The organism is Cupriavidus pauculus (assembly GCF_002858765.1).
Lineage (GTDB): Bacteria > Pseudomonadota > Gammaproteobacteria > Burkholderiales > Burkholderiaceae > Cupriavidus > Cupriavidus pauculus_B.
Genome location: NZ_PJRP01000006.1, coordinates 190,823 through 213,498 on the forward strand (window position 1 = coordinate 190,823; position 22,676 = coordinate 213,498).

A 22,676-nucleotide genomic window follows, 5' to 3' on the forward strand; every position below is an offset into this window, starting at 1 on the left:
TTTCGCATCTATGCATATTTGAATTGGTTCGTTCGCATCGTCGGACGACGGCGCTAAGGTACGAGGCATGCCTTTTCGCCCCCGGAGAAAGATTGTGTCCACGCCGCTGAAAGTTGTCGCCGTCAATGGCAGCGCCCATCAACCGTCGCGCACGCTGGTACTGATCCAGGCGCTGCTGGCCGAACTGGAGCAGCGGCTAGTGCTCGACACGCAGATCGTTGATCTGAGCGAGATCGCCCGCCCGCTGGGTGCCGCGCTGACGCGCCAGGAACTGCCGGCGGAGATCGAGGCGCAGGTCGCGGCCATCGAATCGGCCGATCTGCTGATTGCCGCGGCGCCCGTGTATCGCGGTTCGTTCCCCGGGCATTTCAAGCATCTGTTCGACCTGGTGGGCATGGATGCCCTGGTCGACAAGCCGGTGCTGCTGGCGGCCACCGGCGGCAGCGACCGCCACGCGCTGGTGCTGGAGCACCAGCTGCGGCCGCTGTTCAGCTTCCTGCAGGCGCTGACGTTGCCGATTGGCGTGTACGCGTCGACGGGCGATTTCGACGGCTATCAGGTCGGCAGCGGCGCGCTGGCCGACCGTATCAAGCTGGCCGCCGACCGTGCCGCGCCGCTGTTCGGTGCGTCGGCACGGCAATTGCGGCGCGTGGCCTGAGGCGCTCTATCCTCAACCGTCAATCGCCGGCGGCAGCCGGTCGTTGACCCAATCGCGGGCGCGCTCGTACGCCGCTGCCAGGCGCAGCACGCTCAGGTCGTCGCGCGGACGGCCAATCAGCTGCATGCCCATCGGCAAGCCTTCCGCATTGAACCCCACCGGTACGCTGATCACCGGGCAACCCGACAGCGTCCACGCCACCACCACTTCCATCCAGCGGTGATAGGTGTCCATCTGCCGCCCGGCGATGGTCTTGGGCCAATGCTGCGCGACATCGAACGGAAACACCTGCGCGGTAGGCACGGCGATGTAGTCGAACGTCTCGAACGTGCGCAGCAGGGCCTGATACCAGGCACTGCGCTGCGTGCTGGCGGCGTAGAGGTCGCTGGCCTTGAGGTCGAGCGAGCCCTCGATTTCCCAGATCGCCTCGGGCTTCAGCTGCGCGCGCGTCGACGGGTTGTTGTAGAGCGCCAGCCGCGCATTGCCCGTCAGGAAGTGACGATGCACGAGCCAGGTCTGCCAGATTTTCTCGGGCGGATAGGGCGGCTGGATGGCCTCCACGGCCACGCCGAAATCGGGGAAGAAGCGCAGCGCCTGTTCGCACAAAGACAGGATGCCGTCTTCCATCGGCAGGTATCCGCCCCAATCGCCCAGCCACGCCACGCGCTTGCCCGACAGGTCCGCGTCGAGCGCGTTGCCCACGTTTTGCGGTGTCAGCATGGCCAGCGTGGGGTCCTGCGGCAGCGCCTGCGGCGTGCGGGCGTCCGGGCCGGACTGGGTGGCCAGCAGCAGCGCCAGATCCGCGACGTTGCGTGCCATCGGGCCCTCGCAGCCCAGTTGCGGCAGGAACAGCTCGGGCGCCGGGCCATAAGGCACGCGGCCCGCCGATGGCCGGAAACCGAAGACGTTGCAGTACGCGGCCGGATTGCGCAGCGATCCGCCGAAGTCGCTGCCATCGGCCACGGGCAGCATGCGCAGCGCCAGCGCTGCGGCGGCGCCGCCACTGCTGCCGCCCGCCGACCGCGTGGGATCGTACGGATTGCGCGTGGCGCCATAGACCGGATTGAACGTGTGCGAGCCAAGCCCGAACTCCGGCGTGTTGGTCTTGCCGATCAGGATCGCCCCGGCCTGGCGCATGCGCTCGACGATGACCGAATCGCTGGCCGGCACGTTGTCCCGGAAGATCGGCGAGCCGTACGTCGTACGGATACCGCGCGTCATCGCCAGATCTTTCGGCGCCTGCGGCATGCCGTGCATCCAGCCTTTCGACTCCCCCCGCGCCAGCGCATCGTCGGCAGCCTGCGCGGCCTGCATCAGCGCGGCCTCGTCCTGCTGCGCCACGATGGCGTTGCACGCCGGATTCACGGCCGCGATGTGCGCCAGATAGGCCGCCATGACTTCACGGCTCGATACCTGCTTCGCGTGGATCGCCTCGGACAGCTGCCGGGCGGTGAGCATGACGATGGGGTGGGGGCGGTAGGGGGTCATGGATATACGGCTCTGGGGCGGAACGCAAATCATACGCCTGCCAACATATGCGCAGAATGAAGCGCTTGCTACGTCTGAATTGTCAACTATACTTGACAAAACTAGCTAGTTGCCCCCTTATGAACCAACAATCGTTGATGCTTCCAATTCAACTCAAGCGCAAGGAATTGGGCCTGACCCAGCAGCAACTGGCGGCCATGGCGGGCCTGTCGCGCCAGTCGCTCAATGGAATCGAGCGTGGCACCGTAAACGTGACCCTGGACAGCCTGTTGCGGTTGCTCGATATCCTGGGGCTGTCCATCGCGATCGCCGATCCCTCGACTGACCGGTTGGCGGGCGGCAAACCAGAGCGTGCGCTATGGATGGCTGCCCACGGTGCCAATGTCAGCTACTCGGGAGAATTCACCACGGAGCTGCTCGAACAGGCGCTCAGTACGGGAACGGTGCCGACAGGCTATCTGGCCCATGTCGCGCAGGTACTGGATGAAGCGCCTCTGCAGCTCGTCGTCAAGGCGGTAGCAGAGGTCGCGCGCAAGCACCATTGCAAGCCCGCCGAAATCTGGAAAAACGTACGTACGCTTGCCCGCATCACCACTGCCACGAGAGACGGACTATGGGACTGAGGGTCCAGGCGTTGACGGGCGAGACGTGGGAGTCGCTGTTTCCCCACGCATTCACGCTGATGAATGAGGTTCGCGTCCATGGCGGTGTCGAGCCATTCTGGACGTTTGGGGGCGGCACGGTGCTGATGCTTCGCTATCAGCACCGCTTGTCGATGGACATCGATTTGTTCGTGCCGGATCCCCAGTACCTTGGATACATGAATCCCAGGCTGAGTCCGGCAGCGGAATCGATTACCGAGGACTATGTCGAGCAGGCCAACTACATAAAGCTGAAGCTTCCCGCTGGCGAGATCGATGTCGTGGCGGCCACGAACCTGACCGATGCGCCCTACGAAATCTGGGACATCATGGGGCACGAGGTGCGTGTCGAAACCGCGGGGGAAATCATCGCAAAGAAGCTGTACCACCGTGGGTACAGCGGCACGGCACGGGATCTTTTCGACTTCGCCGTGGTGATCGAAGCCGATCCGTTGGCATTGGAAGGCGCCGCACCCTTCCTGCTGAAGCATGCGGACGCGTTCATCCACAGGCTCCGCGTGCGGCCGGAGCTGATGAAGGAACAGTTTTCGCGGATCTATCGAAGGGAATTCTGGATGGACTACGAGGAATGCCTGCAGACGGCGGAGGCATTCCTGGCTGGACTGAAGTAGGCCCCGCCAACACCACCAACTCGAGCACTGCAGCGCCGGCTGAGCCGGCGCTGGCCGTACTCACAGCCGTTCCGCGTGATGCCGGATATGGTCGGCCATGAAGGTCGAGATGAAGTAGTAGCCGTGGTCGTAGCCCGCGTGCCGGCGTAGCGTCAGCGGCTGGCCGACCTTGGCGCAGGCCGCCTCCAACGCTTCGGGGTAGAGCTGTTCCGCCAGGAATTTGTCGGCCAGGCCCTGATCCACCAGGATGCCGGTGGGGAAGGGGGCCGACGCCTGCGCGGCCATCAGCGCGCTGGCGTCGTGCTGGGCCCAGCGGCTGCGGTCCTCGCCCAGGTAACCGGTGAATGCCTTGACGCCCCACGGACACTGCGACGGCGCGGCAATCGGCGCGAACGCCGAGACCGAGCGGAAGCGCTGCGGATAGCGTTGCGCCAGCACCAGCGCGCCATGCCCACCCATCGAATGGCCGAAGATGCCGACGCGCGCGGCGTCGGCCGGCAGTTCGCTGGTGACCAGGTGGAACAGTTCGTCCGCCACGTAGCTTTCCATGCGCCAGTGCATGCGCCACGGCGCCTCGATGGCATCGACATAGAAGCCGGCGCCGACGCCGAAGTCCCAGGCATCGGCTTCGCCCGGCACATGCGCGCCGCGCGGGCTGGTGTCGGGCGCCACCAGGATCAGGCCGTGCTGCGCCGCGTACTGCTGGGCGCCGGCCTTGATCATGAAGGTTTCCTCGGTGCAGGTCAGGCCAGCGAGGTAGAACAGCGTGGGCAGCGGCTTCGCGTTGGCGACCAGCGCCTGCGGCGGCAGGAAGACCGAGAACCGCATCGGCAGCCCGATGGCCGCCGACTGGTGCTGGTAGAAGCGTTGGACGCCGCCGTGGCAGCCGTGTTCTGACAGCAGTTCCATGGGCCGTTGCCTCAGTACAGGACGACCGAGCGGATCGACTCGCCGCGCTTCATCAGGTCGAAGCCTTCGTTGATGCGGTCGAGCGGCAGCGTATGCGTGATCAGGTCGTCGATGTTCAGCTTGCCTTCCATGTACCAGTCGACGATCTTGGGCACGTCGGTGCGGCCACGTGCGCCGCCGAATGCCGAACCCTTCCACTCGCGGCCCGTCACCAGCTGGAACGGACGCGTCGAGATCTCCGCGCCGGCCTCGGCCACGCCGATGATGATCGACTTGCCCCAGCCCTTGTGGCAGCACTCCAGCGCCTGGCGCATGACCTGCGTGTTGCCGATGCACTCGAACGAGTAGTCGGCGCCGCCATCGGTCAGCTGCACGATGGCGTCCACCACGTTCTCGACGTCCTTCGGGTTGATGAAATGGGTCATGCCGAACTTGCGCGCCATGGCTTCGCGGCCGGGGTTCAGGTCCACGCCGATGATCTTGTCGGCGCCCACCATCTTGGCCGCCTGGATCACGTTCAGGCCGATGCCGCCCAGGCCAAACACCACCACGTTGGCGCCGGCTTCCACCTTGGCCGTGAACAGCACGGCGCCCACGCCCGTGGTCACGCCGCAGCCGATGTAGCAGACCTTGTCGAACGGTGCGTCCGGGCGGATCTTGGCCAGTGCGATTTCCGGCACCACGATGTGGTTGGCGAACGTCGACGTGCCCATGTAGTGGAAGATCGGCTTGCCGTCGATCGAGAAGCGCGACGTGCCGTCGGGCATCAGGCCCTTGCCCTGGGTCGAGCGGATGGCCTGGCACAGGTTGGTCTTGCGCGACAGGCAGAACTTGCACTGGCGGCATTCCGGCGTGTAGAGGGGGATCACGTGATCGCCCGGCTTCAGCGAGGTCACGCCCGGGCCCACGTCGGTGACGATGCCCGCGCCCTCGTGGCCCAGGATGGCCGGGAAGATGCCTTCGGGGTCGGCGCCGGACAGCGTGTAGTAGTCGGTATGGCAGATGCCGGTGGCCTTGATTTCAACGAGGACTTCACCGGCGCGCGGGCCGTCGAGATCCACCTCTTCGACGGTGAGCGGGGCGCCGGCTTTCCAGGCGATGGCGGCTTTGGTCTTCATGAGGCAACTCCTGTGCAAATGGGGTAGGGCGGCATGTGCCGCCAACACGGCAAGAACTATACGGGCATCGGCGCGATGGGGCCAGACCGGCGCGCGATTATCGGCTGGCCTTGTCGAGCGGCTGTCATCGGCTCTCCTTCGCCGGGCGGGCCAGCACCGGCTGCGCCGGCCCGGCTTCCGCAACCGTCAGCTGGCCTTCGTGCCGGCGTCCAAGCCACAGCCCGAGCCACGCCCAGCCGATGGCCAGCGCGGCACCGGCCAGCGCCACGGTGGCGGGATGTCCGGACAACGCGTCGATGGCGGTGCGCACCCATGCGCTGACCGCGTCGCCAGCGCGGTAGATCGCGGTGTCGATCACGTTCTTGGCCTTGTACTTGGTCTCGGGGTCGACCACCGTAAACAGCATTTCGCGGCCTGGCCGCAGCATGGCGTATTCGCCCACGCGGCGCACGATCATCGCGGCGGCCAGCACGCCGAACGTGGGCCACATCGCCAGCAGCAGGAAGCCGCCGGTCACGGCCAGCGGCACCGCCGTCAGCAGCGCCGTCACGCCGTAGCGCCGCGCCAGCCGGCCGGAGAAGAAAATCTGCACGAGGATGGTCAGCGCCTGCACCGTGGCATCGAGCGCGCTGAATACCTGCGTCTGCTGCGCCCGCGTGGGAAAGGCCGCGGCCACCAGGCGGGCCTGCTCGAAATACAGGAACGTGCTCGACGTGGCCAGCAGGATCACGAACAGGCTGATGCCAAGCAGGTAGCGCGAGCGCAGGACCATCGACAACCCGGCCCACAGCCCGCCGCCGACCGGCTGGGCAGGGTCCTGTGCCGCTGGCCCGCCCGGGGCCGTGCCATCGGCCATGCCGGCCCCCAGCCTGCGCCGCCATGCGAACAGGTAGCCCACCACGGGCAGGGTGGCGGCCAGCAGCGCCGCCGACAGCAGCATCAGCCCGGTCAGGCCGATGCGGCCCACCAGCCAGCCGCCCATGACCGGCCCGGCCAGGCCGCCGGCACTGGCGCCCGCCGCGATCAGCGCGAACAGCCGTCGCGCCTGCTCGGGGCGGAACACGTCGGCCATCAGGCTCCAGGCCACCGAGACCACGAACAGGTTGAACACCGACAGCCACACGTAGAACACGCGCGCCAGCCAGACGCTGTTCGGCAGGGCGCGCGTGACCCCGGCAAACGCCAGCAGGTTGGCGATGAAGAACGCATAGACCCAGGGCACAAAGCGCCGGCGGGGCAGCCACTTGCAGCAGGCGCCGTAGAACGGGATGGCCACGAGCATCACCACGAAGGTGGCAGTGAACAGCCATTGCAGGTTCTGCACGCCGCCCGCGATGCCCATCGTCTCGCGTACGGGCCGCAGCATGAAGTAGCTGGCGAACAGGCAGAAGAAGAACACGAAGCCGGCCACCACGGCGGCGCGTTCGCCGGCGCGCAGGCCCAGCAGGGTGCCCTGCGGCGGGTCGTCGGATTCGGTATTGCGGAGTGGGTCGGGTGTCTGCATGCGCCGATCGGGGCCGGGCGTCGGTGGATCAGGCCAGCGCCGCGGCGATGCGCGCGCGTTCGCGAGTGTCGGGCATGCGCCCGAACGCCGCGCCCAGGTTGTCGGCCATGTTCTTCGGCTTGGACGTGGCCGGAATGGCAGTCGTCACGGCGGGATGGCTGACGATGAACTTCAGGAACAGTTGCGCCCACGACGTGCAGTCCACCTCGCCGGCCCAGTCGGGCACCGGCTTGCCGCGTACCGCCGAGAACAGCCGACCGTCCTGGAACGGGCGGTTGACCAGCACGGCCACGCCACGCTCCTCGCACAGCGGCAACAGCGTCTTTTCGGCGTTGCGCTCGCCCAGCGAATAGTTCACCTGCAGGAAGTCGAGCTTCTCGCTGCGCAGGATTTTCGCCAGTTCCTCGTGGGCGTCGTCGCGGTAGTGGGTGATGCCGATATAGCGCGCCTTGCCCTGTTCCTTCCACTGCCGCAGCAGCTTCAGGTTGTCGCGCCAGTCGATCAGGTTGTGCACCTGCAGCAGGTCGACACTGTCCGAATGCAGTTCGGCGCGCGACCGCGTGAACTGCGCCATGGCGTTGACGGCACTGGTGGAAATCTTGGTGGCCACGAACACCTTGCCGCGCGCACCGGCGTCCTGCAGCAGGTCGCCGGTCACGGCCTCGGCGCTGCCGTAGCTGGGCGCGGTGTCGATCACGGCCTTCGGAATGCGCTGCAGCAGCGCGGCCAGGACTTCGGTCAGCGCCGCGCGATCGTCGGTGCCCCGGCCAACGTTGAAGGTGTCGGCCGTGCCCATGCCGATCACCGGCAACTGCTCGCCCGTGCCCGGCACCCTGCGGCGCATCGGCGCTTCCACGGTGGCGGCCTGCGCGGCGGCGGCCAGCGCAGGCCCGGCCGGCAGTGCGGCCAGCCCGGCGGACATCCCCAGAAAGGTGCGGCGGTCGATCGGCATGACGGTTCGTCCCTTGGCGGCGGTCCGATTGACCTTAGCGCGTGCGGCAGTCGATGTAAACCAGACAATCCTTCCGCCAGCCACCGCGCCATCCATCGCGCCGGCCCGCGTGGCGACCCGCCTTGCACGGGTCCGGCCCGATTGCAAAAAAGCGGCGCCCACTGAACAATCGGCGCGGTATTTTCCGCAGCCAGCAGCGATCATCCACCCCCATCCACCCACTCAGAGGACCGGATCGTGATTTCGAGCTTGCCCGGCGTGCTGTTCGACGGCGTGACATACGGCAGCCTGCTGTTCCTGATCAGCATCGGCCTGTCGGTGACGATGGGCCTGATGAACTTCGTCAACCTGGCACACGGTGCCTTTGCGATGCTGGGCGGCTACGTGGCCGTGGTGCTGATGAACCGGCTGGGCGTGCCGTTCCTGGCCGCGCTGCCGGCGGCCTTCCTGGGCGTCGCGCTGGCCGGCTGGGTACTGGAGCGCACGCTCTATCGGCGGCTGTATCGGGCCAGCCATCTGGACCAGGTGCTGTTTTCGATCGGCCTGACCTTCATGGTGATGGCCGGCGCCACCTGGTGGTTCGGCCCCGGCCAGCAGCCGGTGGTGCTGCCGGCGTTCCTGATCGGGCAGGTGAGGGTGGCGGGGCTGGACGTCGGCGCCTATCGCCTGTTCCTGCTGGCGGTGGTGATCGTCATCACGCTGGCGCTGGGCTGGCTGGTGGCGCGCACCCGCTTTGGCGCGCAGGTGCGCGCGGCGGTGGACAACCAGCAGGCCGCCAGCGGCCTGGGCATCGACGTGGGGCGCGTGTTCAGCCTGACCTTCGCGCTGGGTTCTGGCCTGGCGGGGCTGGGTGGCGGCCTGGGGATCGACGTGCTGGGGCTCGACCCAACATTTCCGCTCAAATACATGGTCTATTTCCTGCTGGTGGTGGCGGTGGGCGGCGCGGGCAGCATTCGCGGGTCGCTGGTGGCGGCGATGGTGCTGGGCGTGGCGGACGTGGCAGGCAAGTACTACGTGCCCGCGGTGGGCGCCTTCGTCATCTACGCGATGATGGTGTTGCTGCTGGTGGCGTTCCCGGCCGGCCTTTACGGGAGGCGCGCCGCATGATGCCCCATCGACTTGCCGACGGCCGCTGGCACCCGGCCGAAATCGTCTTCTGGCTGATGCCGGTGGTCGTGTTCTTCCTGCTGCCCGACTACCTGATCCTGGGCAGTCAGATTCTGATCACCGGGCTTTTCGCGCTGTCGCTGGACCTGATCCTGGGCTATGCGGGCATCGTGTCGCTGGGCCATGCGGCGTTCTTCGGACTGGGCGCCTACACGGCCGGGCTGCTGGGCGCGCATGGCTGGGGCGAGCCGCTCTCGGGCCTGCTGGCCGCGGCGGCCGTGGCGGCCTTCGCCGGCTGGCTCTGCAGCTTCCTGGTGGTGCGCGGCGGCGATCTGACGCGGCTGATGGTTACGCTTGGCATCGGGCTGATGCTGTTCGAGGCCGCCAACAAGGCGGCCTTCCTGACCGGCGGCGTCGACGGGCTGTCTGGCGTTGCCATGCGCCCGCTGCTGGGCGTGTTCGACTTCGACCTGTACGGCAAGACTGCCTATCTCTACAGCCTGGTGGTGCTGTTCGTGATGTTCGTGCTGGTGCGGCGCATCGTGGCGTCGCCATTCGGCCTGTCGCTGCGAGGCGTGCGCGAGGGCGCGCGGCGCATGCCCGCGCTGGGCGCCAATGTGCCCCGGCGCCTGCGCGCGGCCTTCACGGTGGCAGCGGCCATTGCCGGCGTGGCCGGCGGCCTGCTGGCCCAGACCACGCAGTTCGTGGGCATGGACGTGCTGGGCTTTCCGCGTTCGGCGGAGCTGCTGGTCATGCTGGTGCTGGGTGGCACCGGGCGTCTCTACGGCGCGCTGATCGGCGCGGCGCTGTTCATGATCGCGCAGGATGTGCTGGCCGGCATCAATCCCGTGTACTGGCAGTTCTGGATCGGCCTGCTGCTGGTGCTGATGGTGCTGTATGCGCGGGGCGGGGTGATGGGCGCGATCGCGGTGTGGAGGGCGCGCCGGCATGCGGCTGCCCCGCGCGAACGCGGAGCCGACGCATGACCGCCACGCTGCGTACAGAGGGGCTGTGCAAGTCCTGGGGCGCGTTTGCGGCCAATACCGATCTCTCGCTGACATTCGCGCCCGGCGCGCGCCATGCCCTGATCGGGCCCAACGGCGCGGGCAAGACCACGTTCATCAACCTGCTGACGGGAGCCTTGCGGCCGTCGGCGGGACGCATCTGGCTGGGCGAGCGCGATATCACGTCGCTGCCGCAGCATGCACGCGTGAAATTGGGCATGACACGCACGTTCCAGATCAACACGCTGTTTGCGGGGCTGACGGTGCTGGAATCGGTGGTGCTGGCGGTGGCGGAGCGTACCGGCGCATCGCGGATCTGGGCCCGCACGGTGGCGTCGCAGGCGGCGCTGGCGGACGAGGCCATGTCGGTCCTGGCGCTGCTGCGGCTGGAACGCGACGCCGATACCGAGACGCGCCAACTGCCGTACGGCAAGCAGCGCCTGCTGGAAATGGCGCTGGCGCTGGCCACGCGGCCGTCGATCCTGCTGCTGGACGAACCGGCAGCCGGCATTCCGGCCGGCGACAGCGCCGAACTGTTCGCGGTGATCGCGGGCCTGCCGCGCGACATCACGATCGTCTTTATCGAGCACGACATGGATCTGGTGTTCCGCTTTGCCGAACGCATTTCGGTGCTGGTGGGCGGGCGGGTGCTGACGGAAGGCACGCCGGCCGAGATTGCCGCCGACGCGCGCGTGAAGGAGGTGTATCTGGGAGAAGCCGCCCATGACTGAACTGCTGCGCGTGGAGGGCGTCAGCGCAGGCTACGGCGATGCCATCGTGCTCGACCAGGTCGACCTGACGCTGGCCGCCGGCGACAGCCTGGCGCTGCTGGGCCGCAACGGCGTGGGCAAGACCACGCTGCTGGCCACGTTGATGGGCATGACGCGCGTGCGCGGCGGCAGGCTGCTCTGGCAGGGCGGCGATCTGGCGAAAATGCCATCGCATCGGCGCGCCCAGGCAGGCATCGGCTGGGTGCCGCAGGAGCGCTGGATCTTTCCGTCGCTGACCGTGGAAGAGCATCTGACCGCGGTGGCGCGGCCGGGCCCGTGGGACATCGTCGCTGTCTATCGGACGTTTCCGAGGCTGGAGGAACGGCGCCGCAACCTGGGCAACCAGTTGTCCGGCGGCGAGCAGCAGATGCTGGCGATTGCCCGCGCGCTGATGGTGAATCCCGCCCTGCTGTTGCTGGACGAGCCGATGGAGGGCCTGGCGCCGATCATCGTGCAGGAGCTGCAGCGCGTGATCGCGCGGCTGATTGCCGACAGCGGCATGGCCGTGATCGTGGTGGAGCAGCACGCCCGGCTGGCGCTGGCGATGACCGGCCAGGCAATGGTGCTGGATCGGGGCAGGGTGGTACACCGGTCTGACAGCGCCAGCCTGCTGGCCGACGGCGCGCTGCTCGACCACTTGGTGACGGTGCGCCAGGGGGACGGATCGCGCTAGGCCCCTCCATTTGCTTTCGGATTCGTCTTATTTCGACGGAGGGGTGTGCCGTGCAGAATGACCGCTCCGGCGTGATGCTTGAACTGCCCCCTGAACTGCTCCCCGACCTGCCGCCCGAACCACCGCCCGAACCACCATTAGACCGCTGACATGGAAATACGCCCGATCGAGCCGGACGACCTGGACCTGATTTGCCGCCATCGCGAGGCCATGTTCCTGGAGGCCGGCTTTGCCCCCGACACGCTGCACACGATGACGCAGCATTTTCGCGGCTGGCTGCGGCCCCGGCTTGCCGATAACACGTATTTTGGTCTGCTGGCGCTGGATGGCGGCAGGCCGGTGGCCGGGGTCGGCCTGATGCTGATCGACTGGCCGCCTCATCCCGCGCATCCGGAACAGGACAAGCGTGGCTACGTCCTGAATGTCTACGTCGAGCCGACCCATCGCAGGCGCGGCCTGGCCCGGCAGCTGATGTCGCTGGGGGAGGACGAACTGGCGCGGCGCGGTGCCACGTTCACGATCCTGCATGCCACGGAGGCCGGACGGCCCCTGTACCAGCAGGAAGGCTGGCGCCAGACGTCGGAAATGTCGAAGGTCATCGCCGCGCCAGTTCCGCCACCAAAGGCCGGCCACGCGCCTTCGGGTGCCTGAAGGCTTCCGAAGGCGTCCGAAGGCGGAGGGGGTAAGGCTGGGCAGGGGCGCCGCGCGCTACGGCTTGAGACTGCTGTAGAAGGCCGCAAGATTGGCGATGTCGGCGTCGCTGAGCGGCTTGGCCATCATCGTCATCATTTCGTCCTTGCGGGCGCCGGTCTTGTAGTCCTTGAGCGCCTTCACCAGATACTGCTCGACCTGGCCGGCCAGGTTGGGCGCTTCGGGCAGTTTCGACTTGCCGTCGAGCCCGTGGCAGGCCTGGCACTGCATGGCCTTGGCCCGGCCCGCCTGCGCGTCGGCGGCCAGCGCCGGAGCGCTGGCCAAGGCCCATGCCGCCGACAGCACCAGCGCGCCGATACGGACTGGCCAGGTCATTTCGCGCCCGAATACGAGATGCGGTAGATCGCGCCGGCGTAGTCGTCCGACACCAGCAGCGAGCCGTCCTGCAGTTGCTGGACATCGACCGGGCGGCCCATGTACTCGCCATTCGGCGTCAGCCAGCCCTCGGCAAAGACCTCGGTCTCGCCCGCGCTGCCGTCCGGTTTCACCGCTGTGTACATGATGCGGGCGCCAATCGGCTTGGTGCGGTTCCACGAACCATGCTCGGCCGCAAAGACGCCGCCCTGGTACTTGGCCGGGAACATCTTGCCGGTGTAGAACGACATGCCCAGGTCGGCCGCGTGGGGCGCGTATTCCACCACCGGGAAGACCACGTCCTTGGGTGGCTGCTGGTCCTTGTACTCCACGGTGCGCACCTTGCCGCCGCCATACCACGGGAAGCCGAAGTTCTGGCCGGCCTTGGTGGCGCGGTTCAGCTCGCCGGGTGGCTGGTCGTCGCCCATGCCGTCCACCTGGTTGTCGGTGAACCAGAGCGTCTTGTCAGCGGGATTGAAGTCGAGCCCCACCGAATTGCGCACGCCGTGGGCGTAGACCTCGCGGTTCTTGCCGTCCTGGCCGATGCGGATGATGCCGGCCAGGCCGTTCTTGTCCAGCGCTGCCAGCTTGTCCTTGGGCGGCACGTTCCACGGCTGGCCCAGCGCGACATACAGCTTGCCGTCGGGGCCCACCCGGCACGCACGGGCGCCGTGATTGAAGCTCTCGAATTCGGTCGGGATCAGCTTGCCCTGGGGCACCACCACGGCGGCGGCCACGTCGGGCCCGCCTTCGCCGAAGAACTGGGCGGCCGGGAAGGCCAGCACGCGGTTCTGCTCGGCCACGTAGAGAATGCCGTCCGGCGAGAAGCACACGCCGTTGGGCACCTTGAAGCTGATGGCGCTGGCGAACTGGACCACGTCATCGGCCACGCGGCGCTTGGTGCGGTCGGTCACCTGCCAGACGCGGTTCTTGCGCGTGCCGACGAACACCACGCCCGTGGACGGCTCGATGGCCATGTGGCGGGCCTCGGGCACCACGGCATAGAGTTCGATCTTGAAACCCTGCGGCAGCTTGATGGCCTTCAGGTTCTCGCGCAGCGCGTCGGCGTGCTTGCCGTCCTGGGCGATCTTTTCGGCGGGTGCGGCCCCGGTCTGCTTGAAATTCTGGAGCTTCTGCAGGTTATCGGTGGGGGCTGCGAGCAAGGGTGAAGCGGCCACGACCAGCGACGCGGCCAAGGCAACGGCTGAGCTCTTCATCGTGATGTCTCCGGAGTTCTTGTCATGTGACGGCGCGGACAGGCGCCGCCAGACAAGGTTAGGTCAGCTTTTCCCGCAAGGGAATTGCACATTCCTGACTTCGCGATGAAACATTTCGACAGGAGGGGGCGCCCCTCCGCCCAGGTCCTGGCGCCTACTTGCCCGAGTCCTTGACCCCGTCGAACTTGTCGAATTCGACGTTGTAGAGCTCGCCGCCCACCTTTTCCACCTTGCGGATATAGACGGTCTGGATCACATCGCGCGTCGCGGGGTCGATCGTGATGGCGCCGCGCGGGCTCTGGATCTTCATGCCCTTCAGGGCCGCCAGGAACTTGTCGCCGTCGGTGGCGCCGCCGGTCTTCTTCAGCGCGTCGTAGATGGCGGCCATGCCGTCGTAGGCGGCCACAGCCATGAAATTCGGGCGGCCGGCGCCAGGGTTGGCATCGGCAAACGCCTTCAGGAAGGCCTTGTTTTCCTTGGAATCGTGCGCCGCGGAATAGTGGAAGGACGTGATGACGCCGAGCGTGGCGTCGCCCATGGCCGGCAGCACGTGGTCGTCGGTCAGGTCGCCGGTGGCGATCACGCGGATGCCGGCATCGGCCAGGCCGCGCTCGCGGAAGCCCTTCATGAACGCCACGCCCTGCTCGCCGGCGGGCAGAAACAGAAACACCGCTTCTGGCCGGGCGTCCTTGATGCGCTGGATGAATGGCGCGAATTCGGGGTTGCGCAGCGGCACGCGGATCGATTCCACGATCTGGCCGCCGCCGCCCAGGAAATTGGTCTTGAACGCGGTCTCGGCGTCGATGCCAGGGGCGTAGTCGGCCACCAGCGTCACCACTTTCCTGATGTTGTTGCGCACCGCCCAGGTGGCCATGGGGGCGGAAATCTGCGGCAGCGTCATCGACACGCGCGCGATGTAGTTCGACTTGGTGGTGATGATCGACGAGGCCGCGTTGAAGATCACCATGGGCTTCCTGGCCTGCTCGGCGACGGGCGCCACGGCCAGCGCCTCGGGCGTCAGGCCGAAGCCGGCCAGGATGTCCACCTTGTCGCGCACCACCAGTTCCTGGGCCAGCCGCTTGGCCACCTCGGGCACCGGGCCCGTGGTGTCCTTGACCAGGATCTGGACCTTGCGGCCCGCCACGGTGTCGCCGTTCAGCTTCTGCCAGGCCTTGATGCCGCCTTCCATCTGCTTGCCGTAGTCGGCAAAGCTGCCCGAGAACGGCGCGATCAGCCCGATCCTGACCGGATCGGCGGCGTGGGACAGCGGGGAATGCGTGAGGACGGCAAGGGCGCCGCACGCCATCATGGCGCGCCGCAGCGGACTGAACGGCATGGAGGTCTCCCGAAAGTGCAGCATCGGACGGCTGCATCGATCAGGGAGTGTAGGAGGGTGCGGGGTGCGGGACAATCGGGATTGCCCTCGGTAGTCCCCCCTCTTCCGCCGGGGGCGGGAGAGGGGGAGCAATCAGCCGATCAGACGACCGTTGCCAGCGCCAGCGTGAACAGCAGCGCCACTACCGAAATGATGGTTTCGGCGACCGACCAGGTCTTGAAGGTCTGGGCCACGGTCATGTTGAAGTATTCCTTGACCAGCCAGAAGCCACCGTCGTTCACGTGCGACAAAATCAGCGAGCCGGCGCCGGTGGTCAGCACCAGCAGTTCGGGGCGGGTGCCCGGCACGCTGGCCGCGATGGGGGCCACGATACCGGCCGCCGTGGTCATGGCCACCGTGGCCGAACCCGTGGCGATACGGATCATCACGGCGACGAGCCAGCCCAGCACCAGCACCGACACATGGGCGTTCGTGGCCACGTCGACGATGGCCGTCGAGATGCCCGAATCGCGCAGCACCCGGCCAAAGCCGCCGCCGGCACCCACCACGAGCGTGATGATGGCGGTGGGCGCCACGCACTCGTTGGTGAACTTCAGGATCATTTCACGGGTGAAGCCGCGCGCCTTGCCAAACGTGTAGAAGCTGAACAGCGTGGCGATCAGCAGGGCCATCACCGAGTTGCCGATCAGTTTCAGGACGTCGTTGGCAAACGTCTTCGGGGTGGCGATCAGGTCTGCCCAGCTGCCGATCAGCATCAGGAACACCGGCAGCAGGATGGTCAGCACCGTGATGCCGAAGCCGGGCAGGTTGCCCTTGGCCGTGTCGGCTTCCTCGGTCAGCTGCTCGGCCAGCGGATTCACGGCCGGCAGCTTCACGTGCTTGTCGATCAGCTTGGCGAACAGCGGGCCGGCGATGATGGCGGTCGGCACGCCCACGATCAGCGCGTACAGGATGGTGTGGCCCATGTCGGCGCCGTAGGCCTGCACGGCCAGCAGGGCGGCCGGGTGCGGCGGGATCAGGCCGTGGACCACGGACAGGCCGCAGACCATCGGAATGCCGACCAGGATCATCGACGTGTTGGTGCGCTTGGCCACGTTGAACGCGATCGGAATCAGCAGCACGAAGCCCACTTCAAAGAACACCGGCAGGCCGACGATGAACGCGATGACCACCATGGCCCAGTGCACGTTCTTCTCGCCAAAGAAGTTGATGAGCGTCAGGGCGATGCGCTCGGCGCCGCCCGATTCGGCCATCATCTTGCCCAGCATGGTGCCTAGGCCGATCACCAGCGCGATATGGCCCAGCGTGCCGCCGACGCCAGCCTCGAACGACTTGACGATGTCACCCATCGGCATGCCCACGGCAAAGCCCAGGGCTACCGACACCACCACCAGCGTGATGAACGGGTTGAGTTTGAACTTGGCGATCAGGATCACCAGCGCGATCACGGCGATCAGCGCATAAATCAAGAGCGTGGTTCCGGTAACGGCACCCATGTCTCGTCTCCTTGTGGCGGTTGCCGTCCGGTCGGACGGTCCGCTTCCGCTATGAAAATGCCGCCTGGACCCGGGGTCTCCGGTACGAAAGCGGCTGGTTGGCAAAGCCGGCCGGCCATCGGTTGGCTCACCGGTGGCGGCAGGCGGGGGGTGCGGCTCAGGCCGCGGGTTTCTTGTAGGCGATGCAGTCCACTTCGACCTTGCAGTCCACCACCATGCTCGACTGCACGCAGGCACGCGCGGGCGGATTGGCGCCGAAGTATTCCTTGAAGATCTTGTTGAACGACGGGAAGTCGCGCGCATCGTCCAGCCAGACGCCGCAACGCACCACGTGCTCGGGGCCGTAGCCGGCCTCGGCCAGGATGGCCAGCACGTTCTTGATGGCCTGATGGGTCTGCGTGACGATATTGCCCTCGACGACTTCGCCGGCGACCATCGGCACCTGGCCGGACACGTACAGCCAGCCATCGGCCTGCACCGCGCGCGCGAACGGCATGTGCGAGCCGCCCTGGCCCGTGCCGCCTTCGACGCCGAATCGTTTGATATCCATGGGAACTCCTGTTGTGCTTGGTATGCGGTTGATGCGGTTGATGCGGTTGTTCTGGGGTCGGATTCAGGACTGGCGCGGGCGCGCGTCGCGCGGCAGGAAGCGGCCGGCGCGCACGCCGGTGGCCGCGCGGTGCTGCCACGTCAGTTCGCCATTGACCCAGACCGCCGCAATGCCTTCGGCCGGCTGCATCGGGTCGGTGAAGCTGGCGGCGTCGCGGATGGTGGCCGAATCGAACAGCACCAGATCGGCCCAGTAGCCTTCGCGCACGAAGCCGCGATCCTGCAGGCCGAAGCGCTCGGCCGACAGGCCGGTCATCTTGTTGACGGCCACGGCCAGCGGAAACAGTTCGCGGTCGCGGGCGTAATGGCCCAGCACGCGCGGGAACGCCCCCCACAGGCGCGGATGGGGCAGGGGATCGTTGGGCAGGCCGTCGGAACCGACCACCGTGGCCGGGTGGCTCAGGATGCGGTCCACGTCGGCGTCTTCCATGCAGTGGTAGACGGCGCCGGCCGGCTGCAGGCGGCGCGCGGCCTCCATCATGTCCACCTGCCATTCGGCGGCGATATCGGCCAGCAGGCGGCCACCCATTTCGGGATGCGACTCGGACCACGTCACCTGGATATCGAAGTCGCTGGTGACCTGCTTGAGGTCCAGCGTCGACGAACTGGCCGTGTACGGATAGCAGTCGCAGCCCACCGGTTGCCAGCGCTGCGCGGCTTCCAGCGATTGCAGTACCTCGCCGCTGCGGCCCCAGTTCGGCACGCCCGCGCATTTCAGGTGCGAGATCACCACCGGCACGCGCGCATGGCGGCCGATACGGTAGGCCTCGTCCATGGCATCGAGGATCTCGGCGAATTCGCTGCGCAGGTGCGTGGCGTATAGCGCGCCGGCATCGGCCAGCGGTTCGGCCAGGGACAGCACTTCGTCGGTCGGAGCGCTGAACGCGTTGGCGTAGGCAAGCCCGGTGGACAGGCCCAGCGCGCCGTGCGCCAGGGCGTCTTCGAGCTGCGCGCGCATGCCCGCGATTTCGGTGGCCGTGGCGGCACGGTCGAAGCGGTCCATATGGTTGCTGCGCAGCGCCGTGTGGCCCACCAGGGCGGCCACGTTGACCGACGGTTGCGCCGCGTTCACCGCGTCGACGTAGGTCTTGAAATCGGGGTAGCGGAAGGCGTCGGCGCGGCCCAGCAGATTCATCGGGTCGGGCGGATCGCCCGCCAGCGTCACCGGCGCGGCGCTGATGCCGCAGTTGCCGACGATGACCGTGGTGACGCCCTGCGAGATCTTTGGCGTCATGGCCGGATCGCGCACGACATTGGTGTCGTCGTGCGTATGCACGTCGATGAAGCCGGGCGACAGCACCAGACCGTGGCCTTCGACCACATGCGAGGCGGTGTCCGGATCGATGGCGCCGGCTTCTTCGATGCGGGCGATGCGCCCGTCGCGGATGCCGATGTCGGACATGCGCGCCGCGCCGCCCGAGCCGTCCACCAGCATGACGCAGCGAATGAGGGTATCGAACAGGTGTGGCATGGTCAGTCTCCCAGCGGCTGGCGGCTGTCCGGCCCGTCGCTTTCCTGGTTGACGCCGCGATGGGCATCGAGCACATATTTCAGCCGGCGCAGCTTTTCCTTGCTCTCGTCCTGCTGGAGCATGGCGCACTGGGTGGCCAGTACATCTACCACCAGCAGCATTGCGTAGCGCGATGCCGACGGCTTGAAAATGAAATCGGTCTCCAGCGTCCGCACGGGCAACAGGACGTCGGCGCGTGCCGCCAGCGGCGACCCCAGCGCCGTCACGGCGATCAGCCGCGCGCCGTATTCACGTGCGATATCGCAGCTGGCCAGCATCTCGGGCACATTGCCGCTGGCCGAAAACGCCAGCACCACGTCGTCGCGCGACAGCGTGGCCGCCACCATCTTCTGCAGCAGCGCGTCTTGATACGTCGCCACGGGCTGGCCCAGCCGCGCCAGCCGATAGCGCGCCTCGTCGGCCATGAATGTGGAGCCGCCACCCATGCCGAAAGCGTAGACCATGCGTGCATCGAGCAACAGCCGCGCGGCCTCGGCAATCCGTTCGGGATCGATCAGCTTGCGGTTGACTTCCAGCGTCGTCAGCACGTCGGCATGGATGCGCTCGGCCATGGTTGCCGGCGAGGCGTCATCGGCCAGGGCCGGGGCGGGCTGCAGGAAGCGCGAGCCGACCGCCGTGGCCTGGGCCAGGCGCAACTTCAGGTCGCGCACATCGCGGCAGCCGATGGCCTTGGCAAAGCGCGTCACGCTGGCTTCGCTGACGGCGGCCTTGCGTGCCAGTTCGTTGATGCTGGTGGCCGCCGCGCCGGCAAGATCCTCCAGGATCACCTGCGCCACCTTTTGCTCGGCCAGCCGCAGCGACGGGCCGCGCTCGGCAATGCGGGTCAGGATGTCGAAGGATGCGGTCATGGCGGGTGGCGGAGGCTGGCAGGCGCTCGCCCGACACAGCGTGTTACTTTCTAACAAGGATGAAATATCGTAATTTCAAGGCTATGATTACGTCAATTGAATTTTTACAGGGTGATGTCAGCCATGCGTGAAACAAAGTACCAGACCGGCATGATCGATCCGCTGAACAAGGCGCTGGGCCGTCTGGACGCACCGCTGGCGCCCGCCGAGGCCGGTCAGCCGGGCTGGCATCTGCTGCAAGAGGAACTGAGCCTGCCGGCCGCCGTGCTCTACGAGGACAAGCTCGTTCACAACCTCCAGTGGATGCGGAAGTTCATGGGCGCATACGGTGTGCAGTTGGCGCCGCATGGCAAGACGACGATGGCGCCGAAGCTGTTTGCGCGCCAGCTTGCCGAAGGGGCGTGGGGCATCACGCTGGCGACCGCGCAACAGACCGCTGCGGCCGCCGCGCACGGCGTGAAGCGCGTGCTGATGGCCAACCAGCTGGTGGGCCGCCGCAATATGGAAATCGTGGCCGATCTGCTACGCGATCCGGGCTTCGAGTTCTTCACGCTGGTGGATTCGGCCGCGCTGGTCGACCAGCTCGGTGCGTTCTTCCAGGCCCGAGGGCAGAAACTGCAGGTGCTGCTGGAACTGGGCGTGGAAGGCGGCCGCACCGGCGTGCGCGATGCCGGGCAGCAGGCCGAGGTGCTGGAAGCGCTGTCGCGCTGGCCCGACGCGCTGTCACTGGCCGGCGTCGAAATCTACGAGGGCGTGCTGCAGCAGGAGGCCGATATCCGGCGGTTCCTGCAGCGCACCGTGGCCGTGACGCGCGAACTGGCTGGCGCCGGCCGCTTCGGCCGCAGTCCGGTGGTGATGTCGGGTGCGGGCTCGGCGTGGTACGACGTGGTGGCCGAGGAATTCGCGCGGACCGATATTGGCGCGCCGATCGACATCGTGCTGCGCCCGGGCTGCTACCTGACGCACGACGTGGGCGTTTATCGCGCGGCGCAGGAGCGTATCCTGGCCAGCAATCCGGTGGCGCAGAAGATGCGGGAGGGCCTGCTGCCGGCGCTGCAGCTGTGGGCCTATGTGCAGTCGATTCCCGAGCCCCGGCGCGCGATCATCGGCATGGGCAAGCGCGACGCGGCGTTCGATGCCGGCATGCCGATTCCGGCGCAGATCTATCGTCCGGGCACCGCCGCGCCCGTGGCGGTGCCGGCCGCCTGGACGGTGACCGGCATGATGGACCAGCATGCCTACCTGGAAATCGACGCTGGCGACGACATTCGTGTCGGAGATATGATTGCCTTTGATATCTCGCATCCTTGCCTGACGTTCGACAAGTGGCGCCACATCCCCGTGCTGGATGGCCAGTTGCGCGTTATCGACATCGTGCAGACGTTCTTCTGAGAGAGGCGCGCGTTCATGAGTATCGACATCCTTGCCTACGGCGAACCGCTGGTGGAGTTCAACCAGCAGCCTGACGACCCGAGCCGCTATCTGCAGGGTTTTGGTGGAGACACCTCCAACTTTGCAATCGCCGCCGCCCGCCAGGGCGCGAGCACCGGCTACATCAGCGCGGTGGGCGCCGACAGCTTTGGCGAACGGCTGCTGGCGCTGTGGACGCACGAACGCGTGGACACGCGCCATGTGAGCGTCAACGCCGCGGCCCCCACCGGCGTCTATTTCGTTTCCCACGACAGCCACGGCCATCGCTTCGACTATCTGCGCGAAGGCTCGGCGGCCAGTCGGTATCACCACGAGCAACTGCCGCTGGCGGCCATCGCCCAGGCGCGCTACCTGCATCTGTCGGGCATCAGCCTGGCCATCAGCACGTCGGCCTGCGACGCCGGCCTGGCGGCGATGGAGCACGCGCGCAAGGCCGGTGTGCAGGTGTCGCTGGACACCAACCTGCGGCTGCGCCTGTGGTCGCTGGCGCGGGCGCGGGGCATCATGCGCGAGGCGTTCTCGCTGACCGATATCTGCCTGCCAAGCTGGGACGACATCACCGTGCTGACGGGCCTGGACGACCGCGATGCGATCGTCGACCACCTGCTCGAATGCGGCGTGAGCGTGGTGGCGCTGAAGCTGGGCGAGGAGGGCAGCTACGTGGCCACGCCGGAGTCGCGCACGCTGGTGGCGCCGTATCCGGTCCGGCCGCTCGATGCCACGGGCGCGGGCGACTGCTTTGGCGGCAGCTTCCTGGCGCGCCTGGCCGCTGGCGCCGATCCGTTCGAGGCGGCGCGCTACGCCAACGTGGCGGCGGCGCTGTCGACCACCGGCTACGGCGCGGTGGCGCCGATTCCTACCGCCGACACCGTGCTGGCCCGCCTGGAGCGGGGCGTCACGGTCATCGCCTGAACCGGACCCGGGCACACCGGGTCTGACGGCTCAGGACAATGAACATTGTGAATACTGTCATGCAAATCCAACCTTCTCCGCTGATCGAACGCCTGACCAACGTGCCGGTGATTCCGGTGCTCGAATACCACTCGGTGGACGACGCGCTGCGCATCAGCGAAGCGCTGGTCGAGGGCGGCCTGCCGATGCTGGAAATCACGCTGCGCACACCCGTGGCACTGCAGGCGATGGAAGCCGTGGCCCGCGCGCTGCCGCAGGCCGTGGTGGGCGCCGGTACGGTACTGACCATCGAGCAACTGCACGCGGTGCGCGACGTCGGCGCGCAGTTCGCCGTGTCGCCGGGGCTGACACAGAAGCTCGCCGATGGCGCGCAGGGCGCTGGCATCGCGCTGCTCCCGGGCGTGGCCACGGCCAGCGAAGCGATGTTCGCGCTGGAATGCGGCTTTTCGTTCCTGAAGTTCTTCCCGGCCGAAGCCGCCGGTGGCGTGCCGATGCTGAAATCGCTGCATGGCCCGCTGTCGCAACTCAAGTTCTGCCCGACCGGTGGCATCGACCTGGCGAAGGCATCGACCTATCTGGCGCTGCCGAATGTGGTGTGCGTGGGCGGTTCGTGGGTGGTGCCGAAGGATGCCGTGGCGGCCAAGGACTGGGGACGCATTCGCAAGCTCGCGGAAGAGGCCGCGCAACTGCGCAAATCCTGAGCCGAGGCACTGATGTCGCGCTGGCGGTAAGAATTACAACGCCAGGGCGATGTCGCGCGAGAACGCTTCAATGC

23 protein-coding genes are annotated in these 22,676 nt (G+C 67.1%); 11 read left to right on the forward strand and 12 right to left on the reverse strand.

The features are described from left to right. The first annotated feature begins 94 nt into the window (after positions 1-94). The gene (gene msuE, locus CYJ10_RS15145; RefSeq protein ID WP_101682302.1) at positions 95-658 is read left to right on the forward strand and encodes an FMN reductase; all 564 of its coding nucleotides are present in this window, start codon (positions 95-97) and stop codon (positions 656-658) included. 12 nt (positions 659-670) lie between these two features. Here msuE and CYJ10_RS15150 read toward each other — a convergent pair whose 3' ends face one another. After that, positions 671-2,146 carry an amidase gene (locus CYJ10_RS15150; RefSeq protein WP_101682303.1) on the reverse strand — a complete coding sequence of 492 codons (1,476 nt, stop codon included), beginning with the start codon at positions 2,144-2,146 and terminating at the stop codon, positions 671-673. A 119-nt stretch (positions 2,147-2,265) separates the two neighbouring features. Here CYJ10_RS15150 and CYJ10_RS15155 point away from each other — a divergent pair, with 119 nt between their 5' ends. Next, a complete protein-coding gene (locus CYJ10_RS15155; protein ID WP_101682304.1) occupies positions 2,266-2,769 on the forward strand; it encodes a helix-turn-helix transcriptional regulator in 504 nt (167 codons plus the stop codon). Further along, positions 2,760-3,419 carry a nucleotidyl transferase AbiEii/AbiGii toxin family protein gene (locus CYJ10_RS15160; protein ID WP_101682305.1) on the forward strand — a complete coding sequence of 220 codons (660 nt, stop codon included), beginning with the start codon at positions 2,760-2,762 and terminating at the stop codon, positions 3,417-3,419. Before CYJ10_RS15155 ends, CYJ10_RS15160 begins: the two co-directional genes overlap by 10 nt. Positions 3,420-3,479: 60 nt before the next feature. Here the strand turns inward: CYJ10_RS15160 and fghA are convergent, their stop codons facing one another. From fghA to CYJ10_RS15180, 4 genes are all read right to left on the reverse strand, one after another. Further along, entirely contained in the window at positions 3,480-4,328 is an 849-nt protein-coding gene (gene fghA, locus CYJ10_RS15165) for an S-formylglutathione hydrolase (protein WP_101682306.1), read from the reverse strand. Between the two features lie 11 nt (positions 4,329-4,339). Next, complete coding sequence (locus CYJ10_RS15170; protein ID WP_101682307.1) at positions 4,340-5,446, reverse strand: S-(hydroxymethyl)glutathione dehydrogenase/class III alcohol dehydrogenase; 1,107 nt, start codon at positions 5,444-5,446, stop codon at positions 4,340-4,342. 124 nt (positions 5,447-5,570) lie between these two features. Next, positions 5,571-6,950 (reverse strand): NTP/NDP exchange transporter, encoded by a 1,380-nt coding sequence (locus tag CYJ10_RS15175; RefSeq protein ID WP_257993345.1) that lies wholly within the window; start codon positions 6,948-6,950, stop codon positions 5,571-5,573. A gap of 28 nt (positions 6,951-6,978) precedes the next feature. Continuing rightward, positions 6,979-7,902, reverse strand: coding sequence for an aldo/keto reductase (locus tag CYJ10_RS15180; RefSeq protein WP_101682308.1), 924 nt, complete (start codon positions 7,900-7,902; stop codon positions 6,979-6,981). Between the two features lie 240 nt (positions 7,903-8,142). Here CYJ10_RS15180 and CYJ10_RS15185 point away from each other — a divergent pair, with 240 nt between their 5' ends. From CYJ10_RS15185 to CYJ10_RS15205, 5 genes are all read left to right on the forward strand, one after another. Further along, a complete protein-coding gene (locus CYJ10_RS15185) occupies positions 8,143-9,009 on the forward strand; it encodes a branched-chain amino acid ABC transporter permease (protein ID WP_374703271.1) in 867 nt (288 codons plus the stop codon). Then, positions 9,006-9,995, forward strand: coding sequence for a branched-chain amino acid ABC transporter permease (locus CYJ10_RS15190; protein ID WP_101682310.1), 990 nt, complete (start codon positions 9,006-9,008; stop codon positions 9,993-9,995). Before CYJ10_RS15185 ends, CYJ10_RS15190 begins: the two co-directional genes overlap by 4 nt. Then, positions 9,992-10,744, forward strand: a complete 753-nt coding sequence (locus tag CYJ10_RS15195) for an ABC transporter ATP-binding protein (protein WP_101682311.1) — start codon at positions 9,992-9,994, stop codon at positions 10,742-10,744. Before CYJ10_RS15190 ends, CYJ10_RS15195 begins: the two co-directional genes overlap by 4 nt. Then, positions 10,737-11,456, forward strand: a complete 720-nt coding sequence (locus CYJ10_RS15200; protein WP_101682312.1) for an ABC transporter ATP-binding protein — start codon at positions 10,737-10,739, stop codon at positions 11,454-11,456. Before CYJ10_RS15195 ends, CYJ10_RS15200 begins: the two co-directional genes overlap by 8 nt. A 150-nt stretch (positions 11,457-11,606) precedes the next feature. Then, a complete protein-coding gene (locus CYJ10_RS15205) occupies positions 11,607-12,107 on the forward strand; it encodes a GNAT family N-acetyltransferase (protein ID WP_101682313.1) in 501 nt (166 codons plus the stop codon). 57 nt (positions 12,108-12,164) lie between these two features. Here the strand turns inward: CYJ10_RS15205 and CYJ10_RS15210 are convergent, their stop codons facing one another. From CYJ10_RS15210 to CYJ10_RS15240, 7 genes are all read right to left on the reverse strand, one after another. Then, positions 12,165-12,482: a c-type cytochrome gene (locus CYJ10_RS15210; protein ID WP_101682314.1), complete on the reverse strand. Its 318-nt coding sequence runs from the start codon at positions 12,480-12,482 to the stop codon at positions 12,165-12,167. Further along, positions 12,479-13,738 (reverse strand): PQQ-dependent sugar dehydrogenase, encoded by a 1,260-nt coding sequence (locus tag CYJ10_RS15215; RefSeq protein WP_101682315.1) that lies wholly within the window; start codon positions 13,736-13,738, stop codon positions 12,479-12,481. Before CYJ10_RS15215 ends, CYJ10_RS15210 begins: the two co-directional genes overlap by 4 nt. Before the next feature lie 154 nt (positions 13,739-13,892). Beyond that, positions 13,893-15,074, reverse strand: a complete 1,182-nt coding sequence (locus CYJ10_RS15220) for an ABC transporter substrate-binding protein (RefSeq protein ID WP_101682316.1) — start codon at positions 15,072-15,074, stop codon at positions 13,893-13,895. A gap of 140 nt (positions 15,075-15,214) precedes the next feature. After that, positions 15,215-16,570, reverse strand: coding sequence for a GntP family permease (locus tag CYJ10_RS15225; RefSeq protein WP_101682317.1), 1,356 nt, complete (start codon positions 16,568-16,570; stop codon positions 15,215-15,217). Positions 16,571-16,727: 157 nt separating this feature from the next. Further along, positions 16,728-17,120 (reverse strand): RidA family protein, encoded by a 393-nt coding sequence (locus tag CYJ10_RS15230; protein WP_101682318.1) that lies wholly within the window; start codon positions 17,118-17,120, stop codon positions 16,728-16,730. 63 nt (positions 17,121-17,183) lie between these two features. Next, positions 17,184-18,650: an N-acyl-D-amino-acid deacylase family protein gene (locus tag CYJ10_RS15235; RefSeq protein ID WP_101682319.1), complete on the reverse strand. Its 1,467-nt coding sequence runs from the start codon at positions 18,648-18,650 to the stop codon at positions 17,184-17,186. 2 nt (positions 18,651-18,652) lie between these two features. After that, positions 18,653-19,558, reverse strand: a complete 906-nt coding sequence (locus tag CYJ10_RS15240) for a MurR/RpiR family transcriptional regulator (protein WP_101682320.1) — start codon at positions 19,556-19,558, stop codon at positions 18,653-18,655. Positions 19,559-19,681: 123 nt separating this feature from the next. Between CYJ10_RS15240 and CYJ10_RS15245 the strand changes: the two genes are divergently transcribed. The 3 genes from CYJ10_RS15245 to CYJ10_RS15255 are packed head-to-tail and all read left to right on the forward strand — an operon-like array spanning position 19,682 to position 22,602. After that, positions 19,682-20,950: an amino acid deaminase gene (locus CYJ10_RS15245; RefSeq protein WP_101682321.1), complete on the forward strand. Its 1,269-nt coding sequence runs from the start codon at positions 19,682-19,684 to the stop codon at positions 20,948-20,950. A 15-nt stretch (positions 20,951-20,965) separates the two neighbouring features. After that, positions 20,966-21,901: a sugar kinase gene (locus tag CYJ10_RS15250; protein WP_101682322.1), complete on the forward strand. Its 936-nt coding sequence runs from the start codon at positions 20,966-20,968 to the stop codon at positions 21,899-21,901. A 59-nt stretch (positions 21,902-21,960) separates the two neighbouring features. Then, positions 21,961-22,602 carry a bifunctional 4-hydroxy-2-oxoglutarate aldolase/2-dehydro-3-deoxy-phosphogluconate aldolase gene (locus CYJ10_RS15255; protein WP_101682459.1) on the forward strand — a complete coding sequence of 214 codons (642 nt, stop codon included), beginning with the start codon at positions 21,961-21,963 and terminating at the stop codon, positions 22,600-22,602. The last annotated feature ends 74 nt before the right edge of the window (positions 22,603-22,676 follow it).